At 37.2% G+C, this 24584-nt stretch carries 21 protein-coding genes; 14 read left to right on the plus strand and 7 right to left on the minus strand.

The features are described 5' to 3' along the window. Positions 1 to 34 precede the first annotated feature (34 nt). The 4 genes from AC5YGI_RS04605 to AC5YGI_RS04620 form a co-directional block, all read right to left on the minus strand. Entirely contained in the window at positions 35 to 898 is an 864-nt protein-coding gene (locus tag AC5YGI_RS04605; RefSeq protein ID WP_076597442.1) for a DUF58 domain-containing protein, read from the minus strand. A 67-nt stretch (positions 899 to 965) separates the two neighbouring features. Then, positions 966 to 1424: a GNAT family N-acetyltransferase gene (locus AC5YGI_RS04610; RefSeq protein ID WP_496167640.1), complete on the minus strand. Its 459-nt coding sequence runs from the start codon at positions 1422 to 1424 to the stop codon at positions 966 to 968. After that, positions 1424 to 2428 (minus strand): AAA family ATPase, encoded by a 1005-nt coding sequence (locus AC5YGI_RS04615; protein WP_202838932.1) that lies wholly within the window; start codon positions 2426 to 2428, stop codon positions 1424 to 1426. The genes AC5YGI_RS04610 and AC5YGI_RS04615 overlap by 1 nt, the downstream gene beginning before the upstream one ends. A 272-nt stretch (positions 2429 to 2700) precedes the next feature. Then, positions 2701 to 4008, minus strand: coding sequence for a hypothetical protein (locus AC5YGI_RS04620; protein WP_330747254.1), 1308 nt, complete (start codon positions 4006 to 4008; stop codon positions 2701 to 2703). Between the two features lie 236 nt (positions 4009 to 4244). Here AC5YGI_RS04620 and AC5YGI_RS04625 point away from each other — a divergent pair, with 236 nt between their 5' ends. The 9 genes from AC5YGI_RS04625 to AC5YGI_RS04665 all read left to right on the plus strand — a co-directional run bounded on the left by AC5YGI_RS04625 (position 4245) and on the right by AC5YGI_RS04665 (position 13962). Continuing rightward, on the plus strand, positions 4245 to 5579 hold the full coding sequence (locus AC5YGI_RS04625) for a peptide-N-glycosidase F-related protein (protein ID WP_496167641.1): 1335 nt from the start codon (positions 4245 to 4247) through the stop codon (positions 5577 to 5579). 247 nt (positions 5580 to 5826) lie between these two features. Next, the gene (locus AC5YGI_RS04630) at positions 5827 to 6300 is read left to right on the plus strand and encodes a DinB family protein (protein WP_110010139.1); all 474 of its coding nucleotides are present in this window, start codon (positions 5827 to 5829) and stop codon (positions 6298 to 6300) included. 113 nt (positions 6301 to 6413) lie between these two features. Continuing rightward, complete coding sequence (gene rlmB / locus AC5YGI_RS04635; RefSeq protein WP_062674398.1) at positions 6414 to 7163, plus strand: 23S rRNA (guanosine(2251)-2'-O)-methyltransferase RlmB; 750 nt, start codon at positions 6414 to 6416, stop codon at positions 7161 to 7163. Positions 7164 to 7166: 3 nt separating this feature from the next. Beyond that, entirely contained in the window at positions 7167 to 8288 is a 1122-nt protein-coding gene (locus tag AC5YGI_RS04640) for a serine hydrolase domain-containing protein (RefSeq protein ID WP_496167642.1), read from the plus strand. A gap of 15 nt (positions 8289 to 8303) precedes the next feature. After that, entirely contained in the window at positions 8304 to 9353 is a 1050-nt protein-coding gene (locus AC5YGI_RS04645) for a DUF6263 family protein (RefSeq protein ID WP_227942940.1), read from the plus strand. Between the two features lie 63 nt (positions 9354 to 9416). Beyond that, on the plus strand, positions 9417 to 9647 hold the full coding sequence (locus AC5YGI_RS04650) for a hypothetical protein (RefSeq protein ID WP_110010142.1): 231 nt from the start codon (positions 9417 to 9419) through the stop codon (positions 9645 to 9647). 31 nt (positions 9648 to 9678) lie between these two features. Continuing rightward, positions 9679 to 12219: a YfhO family protein gene (locus AC5YGI_RS04655; protein ID WP_496167643.1), complete on the plus strand. Its 2541-nt coding sequence runs from the start codon at positions 9679 to 9681 to the stop codon at positions 12217 to 12219. A gap of 63 nt (positions 12220 to 12282) precedes the next feature. Beyond that, complete coding sequence (locus AC5YGI_RS04660) at positions 12283 to 12591, plus strand: GIY-YIG nuclease family protein (protein WP_330747258.1); 309 nt, start codon at positions 12283 to 12285, stop codon at positions 12589 to 12591. Between the two features lie 57 nt (positions 12592 to 12648). Beyond that, the gene (locus AC5YGI_RS04665; protein ID WP_496167645.1) at positions 12649 to 13962 is read left to right on the plus strand and encodes a glycosyltransferase family protein; all 1314 of its coding nucleotides are present in this window, start codon (positions 12649 to 12651) and stop codon (positions 13960 to 13962) included. A 104-nt stretch (positions 13963 to 14066) separates the two neighbouring features. Here AC5YGI_RS04665 and AC5YGI_RS04670 read toward each other — a convergent pair whose 3' ends face one another. Then, on the minus strand, positions 14067 to 14708 hold the full coding sequence (locus AC5YGI_RS04670; protein WP_496167646.1) for a hypothetical protein: 642 nt from the start codon (positions 14706 to 14708) through the stop codon (positions 14067 to 14069). 131 nt (positions 14709 to 14839) lie between these two features. On the opposite strand from AC5YGI_RS04670, the gene AC5YGI_RS04675 reads away from it, so the two are divergent. Continuing rightward, a complete protein-coding gene (locus AC5YGI_RS04675) occupies positions 14840 to 15811 on the plus strand; it encodes a YpdA family putative bacillithiol disulfide reductase (RefSeq protein WP_496167647.1) in 972 nt (323 codons plus the stop codon). Positions 15812 to 15892: 81 nt separating this feature from the next. Here the strand turns inward: AC5YGI_RS04675 and AC5YGI_RS04680 are convergent, their stop codons facing one another. Continuing rightward, entirely contained in the window at positions 15893 to 17074 is a 1182-nt protein-coding gene (locus AC5YGI_RS04680) for an MFS transporter (protein WP_496167716.1), read from the minus strand. Positions 17075 to 17371: 297 nt separating this feature from the next. Between AC5YGI_RS04680 and AC5YGI_RS04685 the strand changes: the two genes are divergently transcribed. The 3 genes from AC5YGI_RS04685 (at position 17372) to AC5YGI_RS04695 (ending at position 21435) form a co-directional block, all read left to right on the plus strand. Then, a complete protein-coding gene (locus AC5YGI_RS04685) occupies positions 17372 to 18250 on the plus strand; it encodes an AraC family transcriptional regulator (protein WP_330747262.1) in 879 nt (292 codons plus the stop codon). Between the two features lie 89 nt (positions 18251 to 18339). Further along, a complete protein-coding gene (locus AC5YGI_RS04690; protein WP_496167648.1) occupies positions 18340 to 20268 on the plus strand; it encodes an oleate hydratase in 1929 nt (642 codons plus the stop codon). A gap of 270 nt (positions 20269 to 20538) precedes the next feature. Beyond that, positions 20539 to 21435, plus strand: coding sequence for a 3-hydroxyacyl-CoA dehydrogenase (locus AC5YGI_RS04695; protein WP_496167650.1), 897 nt, complete (start codon positions 20539 to 20541; stop codon positions 21433 to 21435). 88 nt (positions 21436 to 21523) lie between these two features. On the opposite strand, the gene AC5YGI_RS04700 is transcribed toward AC5YGI_RS04695, so the two are convergent. Next, positions 21524 to 23197, minus strand: a complete 1674-nt coding sequence (locus AC5YGI_RS04700) for a glutamine--tRNA ligase/YqeY domain fusion protein (RefSeq protein ID WP_330747265.1) — start codon at positions 23195 to 23197, stop codon at positions 21524 to 21526. A gap of 152 nt (positions 23198 to 23349) precedes the next feature. On the opposite strand from AC5YGI_RS04700, the gene AC5YGI_RS04705 reads away from it, so the two are divergent. Beyond that, the gene (locus AC5YGI_RS04705; protein WP_496167651.1) at positions 23350 to 24480 is read left to right on the plus strand and encodes an alpha/beta hydrolase; all 1131 of its coding nucleotides are present in this window, start codon (positions 23350 to 23352) and stop codon (positions 24478 to 24480) included. Positions 24481 to 24584 lie beyond the last annotated feature (104 nt).

The following is a 24584-nucleotide window of genomic DNA, read 5'->3' on the forward strand; positions in this document are numbered from 1 at the left end:
CCTGATGTTTTTTAGTTACGGGCTCAGCCCGATGTTATTTTTTCTGAAAGTAATTATACAATAATTTTGAATAATCCGAACCGGTATTGATATTCATAAAACTGGCAGAGCTGTTGGCGAAGTCTTCTTCCAGCGCTCTGAGTTTTTGTTTTTGAGCTTCTGCGAAGGTATACCGCCATCTTGCACTGGAAGTATTGGCCCAGATCTCTTTTCCGGTTTCTACGTCAAGTAAACGGGCATATCCGACATCAGGAATCTCATTATCTTTCTCATCATAAATCCTCATTCCCAGCAACTGATGTTTCTTGGAAGCTACTCTCAGCATTTTGGAATCATAGGCATCCTCAAAATCTGAAAACAGAAATACCAGAGATTTTCTTTTAAAAATTCCCATCATATATTCCATTGCCTTGTCTATTTTAGATTCTGCAGGAACATAATCTGCAGTGAGAATATTGCTGATAATAGAAAGGATATGTTTTCTTCCTTTTTGAGGAGGAATGACTTTATATACTTTATCAGCAAACAGGATCAATCCTACTTTATCATTATTCCCAGCCGCTGAAAATCCTAAACTGGCAGCAATTTCGGCTACATATTCCCTTTTCAGCTGGACTTTTGTTCCATAATCCATGGAAGCGGAAATATCCACAAGAATCATCATTGTCAGTTCCCTTTCTTCTTCCATTACTTTTACGAAAGGCTCACGGAAACGTGCGGTTTTATTCCAGTCGATTCTTCTGATCTCATCTCCAAACTGGTAAGGACGAACTTCAGAGAAAGTCATCCCCTGCCCTTTAAAAGCGCTGTGATATTGCCCCATCAAAGCAGCCTCCGTCTTTTTTCTGGTACGGATTTCAATCTGCTTTACTTTTTTTACAATATCTTTTATCTGCATAGACGAATTCAAAATTCAAGGTTTAAGATTCAAAGTTTAATATTGGGTGAGGTATCCGGGTTTTGGGTTAGTCATTAAACTCAATGGATACGTTCGACCACTCATTGTCAAACTTTGTGTTGTATTTTTTATAAAAATTGATGGCTGGCTCATTCCAGTTTAATACCTGAAACACCATTCCACTGTAATTATTGGTTTGACCATACTCCAGTGTTGCATCAAATAATTTTTTTCCAATCTGCTTTCCTCTTAGCTTTTCAGTGACTACAAGATCTTCAAGATACAGCCTTCTTCCTTTCCAGGTTGAATATCTATCGTAATACAGGGATATTCCAACTATTTCTCCTTCATGTTCCGCTACAAAAGCTCCCCAAACAGGAGAAGTACCAAAACCATCCTGAGTAAAATCCTCTAAAGTCACGGTTACTTCATGCAGCGCTTTTTCATATTCTGCCAATTCTTTTATCAAATCCAGCATAGCAGCACAGTCCTGCTGAACTGCTTTTCTTATGATCACATCACTCATTATGGTGCCTGTATTTTTGCTAAAATTCTATTGATAATTTCCTCAGTTGTGATCTCTTCCGCTTCTGCTTCAAAGGTCAATCCCATTCTGTGTCTCAATACATCTTTTGCCAATGCTTTTACATCTTCCGGAATGACAAATGCTCTTCCTTTTAAGAAGGCGTAGGCTCTTGAAGCAATAGCAAGGTTGATGGATGCTCTTGGAGAAGCTCCGAAGCTGATATAATTTTTAAGTTCAGAAAGACCGTAATTTTCCGGATAACGTGTTGCAAACACCATATCCAGGATATATTTTTCAATTTTCTCGTCGAGATAAATCTGATTGATCAGCTCTTTTGCATCTACAATATCCTGAAGGGAGATTACAGGTTTTACCGTTGGCTGGTGTGATGTTGAAACCATTCTCATCACCTGTCTTTCATCTTCAAAAGCAGGATAATCGATGGTACACTTCAGCATAAAACGGTCGCTTTGAGCTTCAGGCAGCAGGTAAGTTCCCTCCTGATCAATCGGGTTTTGTGTTGCCAATACCAGGAACGGCTTTGGAAGCTTCATGGTTTCATCACCAATCGTCACCTGCTTTTCCTGCATGACTTCAAGAAGCGCTGATTGCACTTTCGCCGGCGCACGGTTGATCTCATCCGCCAGAACAAAGTTCGCAAATACAGGTCCTTTTTTTATAGAGAAATCATTGTCTTTGATATTAAAGATCATCGTTCCCACTACGTCTGCAGGAAGTAAATCCGGCGTAAACTGAATCCTTGAAAAATCTCCATGAACAGCATCTGCCAATGTTTTTATCGCTAAGGTTTTAGCCAGTCCCGGTACTCCTTCAAGAAGAACATGTCCATTTCCCAAAAGCCCTACCAAAAGACGGTCTACCATGTATTCCTGTCCAATAATAACTTTGTTGATTTCCTGTCTCAGAAGAGTAAATAAGTAGTTTTTTTCTTTTACTTTTTCCGTCAATTGGCGGATATCTTCAGCTTGATATATCTCTGACATAGCTTGATTTAAAATAAGTGGTAAATTTCTGATAAATACTTGCATTAATCAACATAATAAATGCCATTTTTGAGTTAAAGTTTGTTAAAAATCCGGGATTGACAAGATATCTAAAGCTATAACGTTGAATTTCTTATGTATAAATAAATCAAGAAATTCAAATTCCCTTCATAAAACCACTCACTTGTTTCCTCCCATTATCCATAAAAAAATGTCACAAAATTACTTTTGCAACATTTTTATTTTTTAATCATAAACTTGATTATTTAATCTTAAAGCTTGGTTATTATAATGGTGAATATATTTTCAGGAGCATCAGTATTATCTTCATAAGCTCCAACATTTATAAAATAATTTGTTCCCGATACCGTGGTAATAGTAAGCGTTTCTGCGGTACCTCCACCGCCGCTATCTACAGTCCCGGTACATGATAAATTACTACAGCTGCCACTATATACTCCTATCTGCGGATCATAGCTGCTGCCAGAAGGCATAGTCACTTTAATCGTATACTGACTTCCATCACCAGTCAGTTTAAACCATGTCCCGTCATTCATTCCTGTATCTCCATTGCTTGTACATACGCTTATATTTCCTGCATTATTAGTGGTAGACACTGCATCATTCTGGGTATAAGAGTATGGAAATACCGATGCCTGCAATGCTCCAGTACATGCATCATTTACAGGTATTGGAGGTATAGTTTTAAAAACAAGTTCTGAGCATCCTAAAGATTCTGTATTCCCGGAAACTGATGTCACTTTTAAATAGTAAGTTGTTCCGGCTGTAAGCGCCATGGAAGGGGTAAAGTTATTTCCGGATACGGTTTGCTGATTAATAATATCAGAGCTTCCAGAACTTGTTCCCAATGAAACTTTGTAGGATGTAGCACCTGAAACCGGAAGCCAGTTGAAATTAGGCAACAAAGAGATGTTCTGAGCATTATTTACTGGATAAACAACAAAAGGACAGGCAGGAGCTGCACTTGGTGTAAGACCAGAAATTGTAACTGACGATTTATAATCCGCTCTAATTCCTCCAGGAGGAGATGCAATATTCACTACTGCACGATCTCCTTTATAATATAGAGTTGAATAAGGGATATGAGGATATACATGAAAGACTTCATCAAAATTATTAATATCGATATTCGGAGAATTCTCTTTTGCTGCAATAACCAGATTATCAGTATTATTATACGCAAACGGTGTAGTAAAAACAATTTCAACCTTATTATTGTTTTTGGTAACAGCTCCTGTAAATACCTGCGTCAACTGTGCAGCAGGAATCCAGTCCGTTCCTGAAACAAAACTTGTTTTTGACGTATGTCCAAGATATACTGTCCAGTTTGAAGATTCAGTAAGGGTAGAGGAAGAATCCACATAAAATGTAAGGCCTGTAATATTACCTGCAGCATTGGCGTTAAGTTCCTGCTTAGGATATATCTGCTGTACATAAGAATAGGAAAAAAAGCTGCTTACCGGAGCAACACCAACATTTGAACTTCCAATATTGATATTGATTTGTGCACCCATCACCTCAAATATAAAAAACAAAGATAAAAGTAAAATTCTTTTCATTATTAATAACATTTATGTAAAATACAATGCCAATTTAATAATAAATACTTTAATTATAGCAATAAAAAAAACATTTCATCACATAATTCAATACTGATAAATAATTTAACCAAAAAATTAATTAGAATTAAAAATAATAAACATTTAACAACAAATAAAGACAAAAACATAAAAATAAAACAAACTAAAGGTAATTTTAATAAACATTTCATATATTTACACTAAACATCAATAACATGTATAAAAAGCTATTCTTTTCGAGTTTTTTGATTACCAACCTCGTTTTCGCCCAAACGACAATGACCAATGTGATTTCAGATGCTGTCTATTATGACGGTTATGCAGCTACAGTATCCAACCCTACGCCCGCCGGTTTAACCAGGCTGACTAACGCAAGATACACAAGAAAGCTTACTGACTCCGAATTAGACTCTTTCAAAGCCAAGATTGCGATGCGGGTAACCATAGCTGCATTGTGTGACAATTACGACCGTCTTGGAGAAGTCTTTTTATCAATGGTTCCTAAAAATCAAGCTACTTATACGATCAATGACACTAATGTCAAAAGAATAGAAATAGGCAGATATATTACTCCTTTCATGAATAAAAACAAAACTCCTTCAGAAGTTCCCTATACTTATGATGTCAGCAATTTATACAGTGTATTTCATGATACAGCATTGCGAGGCATGTATGATCTTTACATAGAGCTGGATGTTTTCGGAGTTCCCTATGCAGCACAAACCCAGGTTTCAGGCTGTGCAAACAGAACTGATGTGTTTTCAGGCACCCTTACTTTTTTCTCAACGGATACGGGAGCAACACCTGCAGACAGCAATAATCTTTTACCTCTTCTAACTTACAGCAGTCTTAATAATTACAACAGCACCGATGTTACCGGAGAAACGGTTAGAATTGTTACTTTTAATCTGCCAAGCCCTGTTACAAATGCCCGCTTTTTTGTAATTTCTACTCCCCATGGGGCCAACAATGGCGGCGAAGAATATGTAAGAAGACAAAACTATACCTATATAGATGATGTACAGGTTCTCACCTATACTCCCGGAGGAATTTCATGTGAGCCCTATCGTGTATACAATACCCAAGGAAACGGAATCTACGGTTCTACTCCAAAAACTTTTGCTGACTGGACCTCCTGGAATAACTGGTGTCCGGGAAATTCTGTTCCTATCAGAGAATTTACACTGCCCAGCTTAACTGCGGGGAATCACACCTTGAAACACACAATTCCAACTGCCGTTTTCAATCAACAACAGGGAGAAGTCAGGTTATCAGTTTACATGCAAGGAAAAAGCAATACAGCATTGAATGTAAAAGAGATCAAAACAGTGGATGTGAATATTTACCCCAACCCTACATCTGACTTTGTGAATATAAAATCAAAAGTAGAGGCCAGTTCAATAAGTCTTTTCAATATAGAAGGAAGAAAACTTTCCGAAACTTATAAAGAGAACAGAATAGATCTTTCCTCATACAGCACAGGAGTCTATTTTTTACATATTGTTTTAAAAGACGGAACAACTTTCATACACAAAATCATAAAAAAATAACTTCAAGTAAAATTTGTAAACAAAATAATAAAACCCTCTCTGAAACTTCCCTCAGGAGGGTTTTTATATTAACCATCCTGCACAGCTTAATATAAAAACATTCCGATTTCGATAAGAATTTGTTAAAAAACTACCTTAATTCACTCTTTTTTTCAATAGTTAAAAAATTTTAACTTCAATCCTCTACCCAAAAAAATTGTCATTTCCAGTTTATTAAACTATTTTTGGTGATTAAAAATTTTGCAAAATGAATTATCATTTTCAAGCACACAGACAGGTAAGAAAAAACCTTTTAGATATCCTTCAGAACACATCTCATGAAGATCTGATCCTGATTCCGGATGGTTTCAACAACAATATTTACTGGAATATTGCCCATACTGTTGCCACACAGCAGCTACTGCACTATTACCTGAGCGGAAATCCTTTCCGTATAGACAAGTATTGGATTGAAACCTATAAGAAAGGGACTTTACCCAACTTAAATGTTCAGAAATCAGAAGTGGAAGATTTAGAGTTTTTACTTACCGAAACTTCAAAGATTTTAATGAAGGATTATGACAGTGATTTCTTCTCAGACTACACTCCTTACACCACAAGTTTCGGAATGGATCTGAAAAGCATCCAGGATGCCATCATCTTCAACAATATGCACGAAACCCTTCACTATGGATATGTGATGGCACAAAAAAGAGCAATTTTAGGAGAGAAAGGGAGATAGTGAATCTTGCTACGCAAGTCAATGGTCAGAAGTGAATAGGCATCCAACCCATTGACTTACAAAGTAAAATTCACGATTGACCATTCACTCTATAACTATATAATACATTTTCAATGAAAGACGATTTTATTTTCGGGCTGCGTCCCGTGATTGAAGCAATTGAAGCGGGAAAAACGATTGACAAGATCTTTGTGCAGAATGCACTTCAGGGTCCTATTTATGCTGAATTAAAAGCCATTTTAGCGAAAAATAAAATCCGTCCCAATTATGTTCCGGTTGAAAAACTGAACCGTTTTACAAGAAAAAACCACCAGGGTGTGGTTGCTTTTATTTCGGACGTACCGTTTCATAAAGTGGAGGATATTGTTCCACAGTTATTCGAGCAGGGTAAAACACCTTTCCTTTTAATTCTGGACAGACTTACTGATGTTAGAAACTTTGGAGCCATCTGCAGAACAGCGGAATGCGTAGGAATAGATGCAGTTATCATTCCTGAAAAAGGAGCCGCTCCTATCAATTCCGATGCGATAAAAACTTCTGCCGGAGCAATCTATAATATCAAAATATGTAAGGAAAACAATCTTGCCCACACGGTAGACTTCCTTCAGCAAAGCGGAATTTCCGTATATGCAGCCAGTGAAAAAGCTCAGAAGTTAATCTATGATGTTAATATGACTGAGCCGTGTGCTATTGTTATGGGAAATGAGGAAACCGGAATTTCTAAAGAAGTATTGCATCATGCGGATGAAAAAATAAAACTTCCTATTGAAGGAAAAACCCAATCCCTGAATGTTTCTGTAGCATGTGGAGCGATTTTGTATGAAGCGGTGAGACAGAAAATGTCCGTGATACCCAATCCGTAAACCATGAAAATACAATCACTTTTACCCTTATTTTTTGTCCCGTTGGCTTTTAACGCCCAGGCAAAAAAAATAGCAACAGACAACCGTCTTACCACTGATCTTGATAAGATGGTTCAGAAAGAAGCTGTTGCTTATATGCAGGATCCTGCACGTGTAGGAATTTCAATAGGCATTTTCAAAGATGGTAAAAGTTATTTTTATAATTATGGGACAACAGAAATAGGGAAATCAGAACTTCCGACCTCTAAAAGTCTGTACGAGATTGCATCTATCACCAAAACTTTTACAGGAACACTTCTGGCTCATGCTTTAGTAGATGGAAAAATCAAAATGGATGACGATATCCGAAAATATCTGGATGGCAATTATCCTAATCTGGAATTTGAAAAGTACCCGATAACGATTGGCACTCTTACCAATCACTCATCGGGGCTGCCACAGTTTTTGCCGGATCAGTCTGAAACATTCAAAAAACCAATGGACTCTGTTGCCCTGGCACTGTCTGATTTTTATAAGAACTATTCAAGGAAAAAATTTTATGAAGATCTTCATCAGGCTAAAGTAGATTTTGTACCCGGAACAGAGTATAAATATTCCAATGTCGGAACACAGATCGCCGGGGATATCCTGGAAAAAGTGTACCATAAAAGTTATGCAGATCTCCTGTCAGAGTATATTACAAAGCCTTTGAAAATGAATCAGACCATTGTTGGTACGAATTCTGCACAGCTATTGACTTGTTATAACGAAAAAGGAAAGATAATGCCGAAAAATTTCACAACAATCTTTGCTCCTGCCGGTGGAATTATGTCCACCACGGGGGATCTCGTGAAATATATGCAGTATCATCTCGGCGAGAGTAATATGTATGTAAAAGCATCCCATACTCCTCTTGTAAATAATAAAGGAGATGCCATTGGATTGTATTGGAGGCTGCACACTTATGAAGACGGAACGCAAACCGTTTATCATACAGGAGGTACATTTGGTTTTTCAAGTGTTCTGCAGATATATCCGTCAAAAAATATGGGAGTCGTTGTACTTTCCAATGAATCGGATGGAGAATCCCAGGGGAAACTGCATGATATTGCAGATAATATATTAAGAAACAGTAGTAAAAAATAAAGTTAAAAAAATCGAATGAAGAATATTGCAGCGCTTGCGCTTATATCATCAATAGCTCTTGTATCTTGTAAAAAAGAAACAGCAAAAATAACGAAAGTAGATCCTAAAACCGGAAAAACAGTAACGGTAGAAGTTCCTGCTGATTCTGTAGCGAAAGTTTCAGAAAACCCGGCTATCAAAGATTCTGCGGGAGTTATTACACAGACTTTCAAGCTGGAAAAAGGTAAAACATATCCTCTTACCACTTATCAGAGAGATGTGAAGACTATGACTGACCCTCAGGGGAAATCCATCACCGCTACCAGCGAATCTACAGATGAAATGAATTTTGTAGTGGATGACATCAAAGGAAACGTATATGAAATGACCCTTAACCTTGTAGCAAAGAGAAGCTCTCAGTCGGCACAGGGAAAAACGGTAGTAGTAGACACCAAACTTCCTCTTCCTAAAGAAGATGATCTTAAAATGATCTGGAACGTCAACAAAGCGCTTACCGGAAACAAACTTCAGATGAAGATGGATACAAAAGGGAATGTGATTTCTATTACAGGATTTGATGCTGTTTACACAAAAGTGGGTAACGCAGTGGGTACACTTATCAAAGATGCCAATGAAAAAGCAAGCGTAGTAGCAAGTCTTAAGCAGTCATTCAACGAAAAAGTACTGAAAGACCAGTTTCATAAAAACCTGATGATTATTCCTAAAAAAGGAGTTAAAATCGGAGAAAAATGGTCAACTTCTGAAAATGCTGACGCTAGCGGAGCTGTTAAAGTAACCTCCAATTATGTAATGAAAAGCTTAGGAAACGGAGCTGCAGAAATTGCAGTAACCGGAGGTATTCCCAAGAAAACAGAAAAGAAAACTCAGGGACCTATCACCCACAGCCTGAGCAGTGAGCTTGTTCAGAACGGAACCATTAAGTTTGACGAAAGCACAGGCTGGATAACCAACCAGAATATCAACGTAAAAACAACTCAGATAGAAACCATTTCAGATGGAAAACAGTCTCAGTCTATGAAGAGCGTTTCCAATTCTTCGGTAATGGTCAACCCATCTGCTAAATAACTTGAATAAACATTCAGGGTTTAAAGTTTACATCTTAAACCCTGAACTTTAAACAAAAAAATTATGAAGTACATTCTTGAGTTAGTACTCACTGCCATTATTATTTTCTTTGTCTGGAATATTCTGAAAAGAATTTTCTTTAAGACATTCTATAGTTACCGTTTTAATAACAATAATCAAAACAACGGGCAGCAGGACATCAACAACTCGAATAAGAATAACAAAAAGAACCTTAAGTGGGATGCTGAAACGGTAGACTACGAAGAGGTGAAAGAGAGTAATGACAAAAGGTAAAAATTCCAAGAAATAAAAGATAATAACCAGCATGGCAAAAAATAAAAACTTAATTTATATTGCAATTTCATTAGTAGTATTTATAGTTTTAGCATTTTTATATTCCACTCCTGTATTTTCAGGGAAACAGCTTTTTCAGCATGATATTGTACAGTACAGAGGAGGAGCAAAAGAACTGCTCGACTATAGAGCCAATACCGGAAATGAAACCTATTGGAGTGACTCCATGTTTGGGGGAATGCCGACTTATCAGATGGGAAGCCAGTTCAAAGGTGATATCATCAAAAAAATCGACAGCAATCTGAATTTCCTGCCAAGGCCGGTTAATTATCTCTTCCTGCTGTTTGCAGGTTTTTTCCTTTTGGGAATGGTAGTGGTCAGAAACTGGAAATATGCTCTTTTGGGAGCTACTTTCTTCGGACTTTCCACCTATTTTTATATTATTATTGCAGCCGGACATAATGGTAAAGTAAATACCATTGAATATTTCGCACCGCTGTTAGCCGGAATTTTACTGGTGTATATCAGGAAACAATACATCTGGGGATTCATCGTCACGACCCTTTTTATGGGGCTTCAGATCGCGGCCAATCACCCGCAGATGACCTATTATCTGTTTCTTGCTTTAGGATTCTTATTCCTTTCTGAACTGATCAGAGCCATCCAGAAAAAAACACCGATGAAGCACTTCCTCATTTCATCAGGAATTATCGCAGCGTCATGTGTTATCGGGGTTGGAATGAATTCACAAAGAATCATGGCCAATTCAGAATATGTAAAAGAAACGGTTCGTGGAAAGCAGATTTTAAATAACGACAGCCATACTTCAGGAAAATCCGGAATGGATAAAGAGAGTATGCTGATGTGGAGCTACGGGCAACTGGAAACTTTAAACCTTTTCATTCCAAGATTAATGGGAGGCGGAAGCCAGGAACCTGAAGGAAAAGAAATCATGAACAGAGTGCAGGAGCTGGTTCAGGAAAATGTGGGTTCACAGGCTGAAATGGACAGAATTTCCAAAGGTTTCAGCGGGGTTACTTACTGGGGAGACCAGCCGGGAACTTCAGGACCTGCCTATCAGGGAGCAATTGTTTGTTTTCTTGCTTTATTGGGATTCTTTTTTGCCTCGAAAAAATACCGTTACTGGATTTTAGGAGCTTCCATTCTGACTATTTTACTGGCCTGGGGAAGTAACTTTATGCCATTGTCTGATTTCTTTATCGACTACGTGCCATTCTATAATAAATTCAGAGCACCTTCTTCAATCCTGGTTGTAGTAGAGTTATTATTCCCGTTAATCGCTATTCTGGGATTATACAGATTTTTTACAGATGAAAAGCTGACTGAAGAGTATAAGCAAAAAATCCTTCTTTATGTAGGAGGTGGAACTTTAGGTTTTTTATTGATTCTTTTAATCTTTGGAAAGTCATTACTAGGATTTGCGACAGAAAATGAAAAGACTTATTTCCCTCCTTTCCTACTCGATTATCTTGTAGATGAGAGATATAAACTGTTCAGAATAGATGCCATAAAAGCATTCATTTATGTGGCGATTACTGCAGCTGCGTTATTCTTAACTTTAAAGAAAAAGCTTAATCAGAATATTGCTTTGGTAGTGATTGGACTTGTCAGTTTATTTGATCTTTGGACGGTAAACAAACGTTATTTAAATGACGAAAACTACGTAGATAAAATCTTTGCTGAAAATCCTTTCCAGACAGAAAGTTCAGATCTTCTGGCTGAAAAAGTACAGGGAAATCCAAATCTTGAATCTATTTTATCCAATGTCAATATCAACAAAACATTGGAAACTATTGCTGAAAAAGATAAAACACATTACAGAATCTACAACCAGACACTGGGCGTAACCAGCGAAACCAATACCTCTTATTTTAAAGCTTCTATTGGCGGTTATCATGCTGTAAAATTAAGAAGATACGATGATGTATTAAATGAATATATCAACAGCATTGACAGTGTAAAAACGCCTAATGTATTAAATTTACTGAATGCCAAATACATGATTTTCGGGGGACCAGATCAGCCACAGGTTGTTCCTAATCCAAAAGCCAATGGCAATGCATGGTTTGTAAGTGATTTAAAATTTGCAGATACTCCTAATCAGGAAATTAAAGCTATCGGGACTATTGACAATAAGAAAACAGCTGTTATTGCTTCATCTGACAAATCTTATTTTGATAACAAACCTGTTCAGGCAGATTCTACCGCATTCATCAATCTTACGAAATACCAGCCTAACGAACTTGAATTTAAATCCCAGTCGAAGACGCCTCAATTGGCTGTATTCTCTGAAGTGTATTATCCACACGGATGGAAAGTACTGGTAGATGAAAAAGAAGTTCCATACATCAAAGCAGATTATTTGCTTCGTGCCGTACATGTTCCGGCAGGAAACCACCATATTAGAATGGTTTTCGAACCTGAAGTGATTGAAAAAGGGAAATGGCTTTCTCTTCTTTCATTCGGATTATTTATCCTGTTGGCTGCATTTGGACTTTTCTGGATGAACAAAAACAGGAAAAAAGAAATTGCTGCTGAACAAAGTGTTTAAATAATAAAAATAATGTTGCGCAATGTCATTCTGAATGAAGCATAGCGTAATGAAGAATCTCAAATGAAAACGTTTGGCACTCATAATTACTACGTTTACATACTGACTAATAAAATAAAAACAGTATTATACACAGGGGTTACCAACGATTTAAAGAACAGATTATATTGGCATAAAAACCCTGAAGCTATTGAAAAAAGCTTCACTTCAAGATATAAATGCTTTTATTTAATATATTTTGAACATTTTGGCAACATTGAGACAGCAATAAATAGAGAGAAACAAATAAAAGGCTGGACCAGACAAAAGAAAGAAAACTTAATTAATGGATTCAATCCAGATTGGAAATTTCTCAATGAAGAGATAGCGTGAGATTCTTCACTGCGCTTCGCTTCGTTCAGAATGACAGAAAGTATTTAAGCTAAGAAAATGGAACAGAAAAAAATACTGATTATCACCTATTACTGGCCTCCTGCGGGAGGTCCTGGTGTTCAAAGATGGCTGAAGTTTGCAAAATATCTACCTGATTTTGGTTGGAAACCGATCATCTATACCCCGGAAAATCCAAGTTATCCATTGCTGGACGAAACATTGATGAAAGATATTCCGGAAAATATCGAGATGGTAAGAACCAAAATCTGGGAACCTTATCAGCTGGCTGAAAAACTGAATAAGAGCAATAAAAAATTTAAGGCAGGACAGTTTGATGTTGGAAAAAACCAAAGCTGGAAATCCAGGCTTTCAATTTGGGTACGAGGTAATTTTTTCATTCCTGATGCCAGAGTTTTTTGGGTAAAACCATCCATTACATTTTTAGAAAAATACCTGAAAGAAAATAAAATAGATACGATTGTAACGTCCGGGCCTCCCCACTCGCTGCATTTAATTGGTTTGGGGCTTAAAAGCAAAATGCCGGACCTGAAATGGATTGCCGATTTCCGTGATCCATGGACAGAGATCTCCTACTACAAACATCTGAAATTAACTAAAAGTTCAGATAAAAAACACCGGCAGCTGGAAAGTGCTGTATTTAAGAATGCAGACATCACTTTGGCAACAAGTTATACTGATGCCGAAAACTTCAGGAAAGCAGGAGCCAATGCCGTTTGTATTACCAATGGATTTGATGAAAGTGATTCCGGTAAAAAAGAAGAGGGGCAAAATAGCGAAAAGCCCAATTTGCAAAATGGACAAGCATTTACTCTAAGTTATATCGGGGTTCTTGAACAGCTCAGAAATCCCGAAAATCTTTGGAAAGCTCTTGATGAACTTATCAAAGAAAACGCTGAATTTGCTGCTGATTTTAAATTAAAATTTGTAGGGAGAATAGATGATAAAATCCTACAATCCATCGAAAATTCAAGTCTCAAAAATCATATTCTGAACCTTGGATATCTTGCTCATGGAAAAGCCGTAGAAGAGATGCAGAATTCCAATCTGCTTTTGATCACCAATTTCCCGAATGATTCTTCAAAAGGAATTATCCCCGGAAAAATATTTGAATATCTGGCTTCGGGAAAACAGATTCTCTCATTCGGTCCTGACAAAGCTGATGTGGCAAAAATTCTGGAAGAGACGCAGGCAGGAAAACATTTCAGTTATCAGGATACAGAAGCAGTCAAGAGCTTTATTCTTGAAAAATTCAATCTTTGGAAAAACGGAAGTCTTCTTGAAAACACCCAGCATATTGAGCAGTTCTCAAGAAAAAATCTTACTCAACAGCTGACTGAAGTTTTGAAATAAAAAAAGAAAGGAAGTTAGAGGCTGGAAGCTGGAAGTTTATTCCAGTCGCCAACTTCTAACTTCTAACTTCTAACTTCTAACTTCTAACTTCTAACTTCTAACTTCTATATCGTCCACTGGTCATTCACAACGGCAATCAGATAGTATTTACCCTCAAATTCTTCAAATACGAAACGAACCGTTTTCCAATCCATATTACCGGATTTTTCGGTTCCTTTGATATAATTTTCCGTGAAATCAGCTTTTGGATATATCTCCTTTAAATTATTCAGGGAGTTTCCTCCGCCGATAAATTTATTCACTGAATATTGTGAAGCTGTAAAATCTTTAGAAAAAACCCATTTGCCAAGATAATCGTTAATGGTTGCTTTATAAGGATCTCCTGAACCATCCTGTGTACCCCATGTAAACAAGGTTTTAGTAGGCTGGTACTTTTCAAAATCTGCTTTAGAAAAATGTTTATCTTCTTTCAAATTAACAAAAGCATACATTGAAAAACGGATCCCTTTTTGCGGGTGAATGAAGGAGGCAAAAGTTGCATAATCTTTATCTTTCAGTGCTTTCAAAACCTCATCATTAGCCAACTTTAAAGCGGCTTCTTTATCCTCATGGGTCTGAACCGTACCTGCAGTGTCTGTTTTATTTTGTGCAATAGAATCTATTTCGTTCGGAACAGGTTTCCCGGCCTCTTTCTTACAGGCTGTAACAAGGCTCAAAACGAATACAGTAATCAATAATTTTTTCATATTTTACATTTTGCAATGAGTAAAAAACACCAAAACTGATGCCAAGCGATACATAATCTAAAGAGATAAAGACTATGAGGATTGGTAGGTTTCCGCTTCTCATTTTAAAAATTACATCGTACATTTGTTAGATGGAAATGTTGGACATTCTGATTATCGGGGCCGGACCTATTGGTCTGAACTGCGCCCTTGAAGCTCAAAAAAACAATCTTAGTCATATAATCATAGAAAAAGGAACCATTGTCAATTCACTGTACAATTATCCTTTGTACATGCGTTTTTTCTCCACTGCTGAAAAGCTGGAAATTGATGAGATTCCCTTTATTTCTACTGCTCCAAAACCTGGAAGGCAGGAAGCGCTGGAATACTATCAGGGAATTGCCAGACAAAAAAGCCTGAATATTAACCTGTATGAAAAAGTTCTGAGCGTTTCAAAGAATGATGAAATATTTGAGATCAAAACCACCAAAGCGAATTATCAGGCTAAAAATGTAGTCATCGCTACGGGGTTTTATGATATTCCTAACCTGATGAATATTCCGGGTGAAGACCTTCCGAAGGTTAAACATTATTATACGGAACCTTACCCCTATGCAAGGCAGAAAATTGTGGTGGTAGGCTCCAGTAATTCTGCTGTAGATGCAGCCCTGGAAATGTACAGAAAAGGAGCTGATGTAACGATGATTGTCCGTCATACTGAGATTTCCAAAAGTGTAAAATATTGGGTAAAACCAGACATTGAAAACAGAATTGCAGAGGGCAGCATTAAGGCCCATTTTAATGCAGAAATGATCGAAATTAAAGAAAATTCTGTTGTTTTTAAAGATGAGAACGGAGCTATTCATGAAATTGACAATGATTTTGTTCTGGCCATGACAGGCTATCTTCCTGATTTTGATTTTCTGAAAAATTCAGGAATAGAACTCAACGGAGACTGCCTGAATCCTTTTTACCATCCTGAAACCATGGAAACCAATATTTCTAATCTCTATCTTGCAGGAGTAGTTTGTGGAGGAAAAGATACTCATCTATGGTTTATTGAAAATTCAAGGATTCATGCGAATATGATCATCAATTCGATTCTTTCCAGATTTTCATCGTAAATGATTACAGATATTAAAAAAAGGTTTCGGGCAATTTCTGCGAAATTGCCCGAAACCTTTTTTATTTTTTAATCAAAAGCGTTATATCATCTCTTTTTCTACCTTATTTTTATCCTTAAGCATCCATGGAACGATAAAATAAAAGCCAATAGCAATAGCTGCCGCCAGTACTCCTGTTCCGATCCATAATGCGTTGAAACCTAATTTTTCTGCTATCAGTGTTCCTATATAAGGTGTTACAATAAACGCGATGGAGAATGACATTCCGTTCAGTCCCATATAAGCGCCTTTATTGTTCTCTCCTGAACGCAATGCCGTAATCGTTGACATAAATGGAAGTGTCCATATTTCTCCCACACAAAGCAATGTCATAGACAGTACCAGGGTAATCAGACTGTAATCGAAAGCAAGCATGGCATAGGAAATACCACACAGGAAAGTCCCGATCAGCATAGTAAAGGCTAAAGTAAAATATTTTTCAGCAATCTGTACCAGTCCCATTTCGAGCAGTACAATCAGAAAGCCGCTGTATCCCAGAATATATCCGATATTCTGCTGGCTAAGATGAGCTGTATCCTTATAAAATATCGTCAGGGTACTGAACAGCTGGAAGAAACATATGGAAAACAGCATACAGAATACACAATAAATCAGGAATTTACTGTCGCGGTAAGGTGAACTTTCTTTTTTAATAATAATAGCTTCTTTTACCTTTTTTGCTTTCAGTTTAGCTAATCGTGCCCGGTCTTTAAAGAACCATATATACATCAATCCCGCAAGCAAAGCAGCCAATGCATTGCTGAAAAACAGAAATTCATAAGAAATAGCCGACAAAATACCACCCAGTGCAGGACCAATGGAAAACCCAAGATTGACGGCCATACGATTGAGCGAGAAAGCACGGGTAATATTTTCAGGTTTTGCATATTTGGTAATCGCCACCGAGTTTGCGGGACGGAACGTTTCACTTACAATACTTTGGGCTAAAATAATTCCTGCCAATCCGGCTTCTGTTGTAAAAAGCGGAATTAAGCAGAATAAAGGAACGCTGAAAAGCAAACTCAGACTCTGCACTCTGTACTCTCCTATTTTATCCGTAATCATACCTCCAAGCCATGATCCGATAACCGAACCTATTCCAAAAAAGCTCAGTACAATTCCGGAATTTTCAATACTGAAATGCAAATGATTCGTCATATAAACTCCCAGAAACGGAAGTACCATAGAGCCGGCCCTGTTGATGAGCATTACCAACGCCAGCATCCAACTCTCCTGCGAGAGTCCTTTGAAAGAACTCGTATATACGTTAATTAATCTCACAATAATATTTTGGGGAAATTTGAAAGTGCAAAATTAGATAAAAATAACCCAAAAGTCTTTGTTTAAACCCTATTTTTATCAATAACCTTCAACAGGCAATCAACTTTAATCTGAAAAAACAGTTTTATCTGCTATATAAAAACAATAAACTTTTATAAAAATCGTAAATTGCAGTAACAACAAATGCTTTTATACTAAATTCACTTAGAAACATAATAAAATTTTAACCAATACTGAAGAATGATAACCTACGAAAATTTACATGATACGCTATCTTTTTACAGTATTGACTGCTGCCAATCCTATTACATTTCTTCCGGAAAACCCATTTTTGAATTTCCAAAAGCTCCTTTCAGAATGGATTATTATGCACTATGTATCTGTACTGCCGGAGAAATCAATATTGAAATAGACCGTCAGAAATACAAAGTAGATGCTGACAGCTTTCTTATTGCCGCACCCTCTACCATTGTAAAATTTGGAAAAACCAGTGATGATTTTACGATGAAACTGCTGTTCTTCGACAAGAATTTTCTGATTAAAAATATTTCCAATCCTTTTATCATTGAGAAAATGAATCTTTTCTCCAAAGGTTCATACAGCGTCGTAAAAACTACGGCAACCAATTCTTCACTTCTGCAAAATCTTCTGGATTACCTTGATAAAAAATCGAAAAAGCAGGGAAAATTTACAGAGGAGATTATCCGTACCATCATTTTCAATCTGCTGCTGGAGACTGCTGAAATTATGGAACAGGAAAATGCTGCAAATCCGGAAAAGGAAGAAGGAAAAAAAGACCTTTATCTCAAATTCAGTAAACTGATCCGTGAAAATATCACCAGGGAAAGAACGGTTCAGTTTTATGCGGATCAACTTCATGTTTCCAATAAATACCTCATCGAAATCATTAAGAAATCAAGCGGAAAAACACCTCATGAAGTGATTGATGAAGCATTACTGAAGGAAGCGTATGTCATGCTTGGAAACCCTGAGGTCACCATATCGGAGATCGCCTTTGAGCTTCAGTTTAACTCGGCATCAGCTTTCGGCCGTTTTTTCAAAAAACATACTGCACTTTCTCCATCGGAGTACAGAACTAAAGAAAATATTCAGTCATGAGAATTTGGGGATAATAATTCTGAACTTGGGGATATATATTGCTTTCTGAATAGAGGTACCTTTATACTGTTAATTAAAAACAATAAAAGATGAGTACGATCAATTCAAAATTCGATAAAGTTTTAAATGCCTCTGAGCAGTTTGGAAATGTAAACCACGAACCGGATTCAAGTAAAGAAGTTCAGATTAACACTCCTGAAAAAACGATGCCTTTCTCCGATCAGATCGGAAATTATCAACGTAATAAAGGTATTCCTTTGCAATCTTACGAAAACAGTAAAATCTATATTGTAGGTAGCGGAATTGCGGGTATGTCTGCCGCTTATTATTTTATCCGTGACGGCCGTGTACCCGGCAAAAACATTATTTTCCTTGATCAGCTAAATGTGGAAGGCGGATCTCTGGATGGTGCCGGTAACGCAAAAGACGGTTACATCATCCGTGGAGGAAGAGAAATGGATATGACCTATGAAAATTTATGGGATATGTTCCAGGATATTCCTGCTTTGGAGCTGCCTGCACCTTACAGTGTATTGGATGAATACCGTCTTATCAATGACAACGACCCGAATTATTCCAAAGCGAGACTCATCCATAATCAAGGACAGATCAAAGATTTCAGTAAGTTTGGACTTGAGAAAAAAGATCAGCTGGCGATTGTAAAACTATTGCTAAAGAAAAAAGAAGAGCTGGATGATCTTACGATTGAAGATTATTTTTCTGAATCTTTCCTCAACAGTAATTTCTGGTTTTTCTGGCGTTCTATGTTTGCCTTCGAAAACTGGCACAGCTTACTGGAACTGAAACTGTATATGCACAGGTTCCTCCACGCCATTGATGGAATGAAAGATTTCTCATGTCTGGTATTCCCAAAATACAACCAGTATGACACGTATGTAACTCCATTAAAAAACTTCCTGGTGGAAAAAGGAGTACAGATCCAGTTCAATACATTAGTAAAAGATCTTGATATTCATATTAATACAGAAGGAAAAACTGTTGAAGGAATCATCACTGAACAAAATGGCGAAGAAGTAAGAATACCGGTTGGTAAAAACGACTACGTAATTGTGACTACCGGATCTATGACTGAAAGTACATTCTACGGAGACAATAATACCGTTCCTGAAGTCACCATAGACAACAGCAGCGCCGGACAAAGTGCAGGATGGAAACTTTGGAAAAATCTTGCCGCAAAATCTGAAGTGTTCGGGAAACCTGAAAAATTCTGCAGCCATATTGAAAAATCTTCCTGGGAATCTGCTACCTTAACATGCCGTCCTTCTGCTTTTACAGAAAAGCTAAAAGAACTGTGTGTAAATGATCCTTATTCAGGAAGAACAGCCACAGGAGGTATTATTACCATTACAGATTCTAATTGGGTGATGAGCTTTACCTGCAACAGGCAACCGCACTTCCCTACTCAGCCGGATGACATCCTTGTAGTATGGGTATATGCTTTACTGATGGATAAAGAAGGTAATTATATCAAAAAAACAATGCCTCAGTGTACCGGAAACGAGATTATGGCCGAGCTGTGCTACCACCTTGGAATAACAGATCAGCTGGATAATGTCACAGAAAATACCATTGTCCGTACAGCATTCATGCCATATATCACTTCTATGTTTATGCCGAGAGCGATGGGAGACCGTCCGAGAGTGGTTCCTGAAGGATGTACCAACTTAGGTCTTGTAGGACAGTTTGTAGAAACCAATAATGATGTTGTCTTCACTATGGAAAGCTCTGTAAGAACTGCAAGAATAGCAGTTTACAGTCTTCTTAACCTTAATAAACAGGTTCCGGACATCAATCCGTTACAGTATGACATCCGACATTTATTAAAAGCGACCCAGGCTCTGAATGACTATAAACCTTTCTTAGGAGAAGGAATTTTAAGAAAAATATTAAAAGGAACTTATTTTGAACACATCCTTGTAAACCGTCCGGAAGAAAAAGAAGAACACGAATCTTTCTTAACCAGATTTCAGGAATGGGTAAAAGGAGTAAAAGATTGAAAATATTAGCTTACAAAACAATAGTTTTAAAGTAGTGCATACCTTATTTTTAACGCAAAGATTTATAAAAAACTTATTCTTATTTTAAGAGAGAAGGCAGATAAATCTGCTCCGCAAAGCAATACGCTTCATCAAATCAACTTGTTGATTCTCTTCTTTGCTTCCTATAATAAATCATTATTATTCTAAGCTTTTGCGTCAAAGACAAAGTTTCATTTTTTTAAAAAATATCATCTACTTTAAAAACATTTTTAATTAAAAATAAATCTCATGGATTTTAAAAATATAACGATAGCGGGAAGCGGCGTATTGGGATATCAGATCGCCTTCCAGACTGCCTATCACGGTTTCAAAGTTACCGTATATGATATCAATGATGGAGTATTGGAAAAAGCCAAAGGTAAATTTACTGCTCTAAGTGAAGCTTACAAAAAAGACCTGGGTGCAACGCAGGAACAACTTGATGCCACATTCAAAAATATCAGCTATTCATCTGATCTTGCTGAAGCAGTAAAAGATGCCGACCTTCTGATAGAAGCAGTTCCAGAAGATCCAGCCATCAAAACGGAATTCTATCATAAACTGGCTCAGGTAGCCCCTGAAAAAACAGTATTTGCAACAAATTCTTCTACTCTTCTTCCAAGTCAGTTTGCTGAAGCTACAGGAAGACCGGAGAAGTTTGTTGCACTCCATTTTGCCAATGAAATCTGGAAGCATAATACCGGTGAGGTAATGCGTCATCCGGGAACTTCTCAGGAGGTATTTGATTCTTTGATCAGATTTGCGAAAGCAATTGGAATGGTAGCACTGCCTATCCAAAAGGAACAGCCCGGGTATATTGTCAATTCATTATTGGTTCCGCTGCTTGGCGCGGCAGTCAATCTATGGGTAGATGAAGTCTCAGATATAGAAACGATTGACAAGACATGGATGGTCGCTACCGGAGCACCAGCAGGGCCATTTGGTATTCTGGATATTGTAGGAATTACGACGGCTTATAATATCAATAAGATGGAAGCTGAAGAAACTCAGGATCCACTAAAGATAAAAGCTGTAGAAAAATTAAAAAAAGAATATATTGACAAAGGAAAACTGGGAGTATTAACCGGGGAAGGATTTTATAAATATCCAAATCCCGCTTATCAGGACAAGGATTTCCTGAAGTAGAATCTTAAATTTCAGATTTTTAGCTATTAAAATAAATCAGGACTCCAAATGAAGTCCTGATTTTGTTTTTATGATCTATTCCTGAAAATTATTCAGGTTTATAAGAATCTTTCAATGTTACTGTTCTGTTGAATACCAAGGTATCTTCAGTAGAATCCTGATCTTTTGTAAAATATCCGATTCTCTGGAACTGTAATGGTTCTCCCACCGCAACTTCTTTCAGGCTTGGTTCAGCAAATCCTTTCACTGTAGTTACAGACTCAGGATTGATGAAGTTCAAGAAATCTACATCTTTTTCCGCATCAGGCTGTTCCACTGTAAACAGTTGGTTGTAGATTCTTACTTCTACAGGAATAGCATGTTTTGCAGATACCCAATGTAAAGTTCCTTTTACTTTTCTTAAACTTTCCTCTGTTCCGCTTCCTGACTTACTCTTCTCATCATACGTAGCGTAGATCGTTGTAATCTCACCATTTTCATCCTTCTCTACTCTTTCAGCTTTGATGATGTAAGCAGACTTCAAACGAACTTCTCCTCCTAATTTAAGTCTGAAGAATTTATTGTTAGCTTCTTCCTTGAAGTCTTCACGTTCAATATAGATTTCTCTTGAGAATGGTACTTCTCTTGTCCCTGCATCTTCCTGTTCAGGATTATTCTCAGTTTCTAACCATTCTTCCTTATCTTCCGGATAGTTTTCGATCACTAATTTCACTGGATCTACTACTGCCATCACACGCTTGGCAACCTTATTCAGGTCTTCACGCACGCAGAAATCAAGCAGCTGAATTTCAATAAGGTTTTCTCTTTTCGCTACTCCTACTTTCTCAATAAAGTTTCTGATAGAAGCCGGAGTAAATCCTTTTCTTCTCATCCCCGAAATAGTAGGCATCCTAGGATCATCCCATCCGGTTACTACCCCTTCAGCTACCAGTCTCTGAAGCTTTCTTTTGGAAGTAATCATATAGGAAACATTCATCCTTGCAAATTCCCTCTGTTTGTTTTTAACCCTTCCTTCTTCATATACCTGATCTAAATACCAGTTGTACAATGGTCTGTGGTTCTCAAACTCCAAAGAACAAAGTGAATGTGAAACCTGTTCGATATAATCGGATTCACCATGAGCCCAGTCGTACATCGGATAAATTTTCCAGGCTGTACCTGTTCTGTGGTGAGGTTTATTCAAAATTCTGTACATCACAGGGTCACGCATATTCATATTAGGCGAAACCATGTCGATTTTTGCACGAAGAGACATCGAACCGCTTTCAAACTCTCCGTTTTTCATCCTTTCGAATAAATCTAACGATTCTTCAACAGGACGGTTTCTATATGGAGATTCAATACCCGGCTCTGCAGGATTTTTTCTTTGCTCGGTAATCACTTCAGAAGGCTGCTCATCTACATAAGCTTTTCCATCTTTAATTAACTGAACTGCCCAATCGTAAAGCTGCTGGAAGTAATCGGATGCATACAAAACTTTATCCCATTTGAAACCCAGCCATTCAACGTCTTTCATAATAGAGTCTACGAATTCCTGTTCTTCTTTTTCCGGGTTCGTATCGTCGAAACGAAGGTTTACGGGAGCATTGTATTTTTCGCCCAGCCCAAAGTTGATGCAGATGGCTTTTGTATGCCCTACATGCAGGTAACCATTAGGTTCAGGCGGAAAACGGAAACGAATCTGCTCTCTTTTCAGACCGTTTGCCAGATCATCTTCTATAATTTGCTCAATAAAATTGAGTGATTTTTTTTCTTCTTCCATTAAAGTAGCTTTTATTTTTTAGCAAAAAAAGTTTCACAAAGTTACGGAAAAATAAGCTTTTGTAAAAGTGGTAATTTAAATGCCTTACCTGTTGTATTTCAATATTTTTCACTAATTTCGGGAAGCTAATACCATTTTAACCATTAACCGTTATGGCTGTTTATATCCTAAGCAACCGGAAAATTATCCGGCATAAAGGTGAAAGAGTAGACTCTTTTTCCAATGAAGAATACTCGATTCCTAATTTCAGAATCGCCAGGTGCGATTTTGAGAACTATAAGGAGCCTTCAGCACAAGTCAAAAAGAAAAAGGATTATACCAACAGAAATATTTTAAATTACAAGCTTTTTTCTGAACCCGAAAAACAGGGTTATGAAGAAGTTCTGGAGGTATTGCTGAGCGAAAAAGGAATTAAAAAATCCTCTCTAACAGCCAATAATCTTGGCGGAACCCAAAGAATGTTTTATGAACTGTACAAAAACATGTCTTCCACCAAAGACAGAAGTGATGTAATGATATTCATCCATGGTTATTTATATGATTTTGATGATGAATTAAAAGCTATACTTGACCTTAAAAAAATATTTATTGATAATCCGGCATCGCCTGTAGAGCATATTTTATTTGTGAGCTGGCCCGCCTCCGGCAGTATAATTCCGTTGAGTTATTTTGATGATAAAGCTTCCAGCATCAATTCGGGAACATCTTTGATGAGATTGTTCTATTTCTACACTCAATTTTTAAAAGATATTTTTTCCAACCGGGATCTTGCTCCCTGCAATCAAAGAATACATCTTGTGGCCCACTCTATGGGAAACAGGGTACTTCAAAGTATGTTATACAGCCTTAAAAGGGAAAATATCCTCCGTGTTATCGACCAGGTCCTTCTGTTAAATGCTGACGTGAGCTATAAAGTATTTGAAGATGCTGAGGATTCATTTAATAAGCTGCCTTTACTGGCTAACAGGATTTCGATTTATTTAAACAGGCAGGATATTATTCTGGCGGCTTCTCAGTTTACGAAAAATATTCTCACCCCAAGACTTGGTAAAAATGGCCCGAGCGGTATTGATCAATATAAAGATATTGTGTCTGTTATCGACTGTACCTTTGTAAAAGATGATCTGCTTAATAGCTTTAAATATGAAGCGGGAAACCATTGGGGATATCTTTCCAGTTCGCAGGTACAGCATGACATCTTCCAGAATTTATATGGAATTGACAGAAATCTTATTACCAACAGATCCAAAGATAATGAAAACATTTTCACAATTATTTCTTAACAAATAATTAAATAATCCCTTAAAAATGAATTATACGTTAAAAATTCTCTAAAAACAATCACTATGGCACAATGATTGCTAATTCATTTATTAGGGAATTACAA

The organism is Chryseobacterium sp. CS3K3.1, assembly GCF_059515165.1.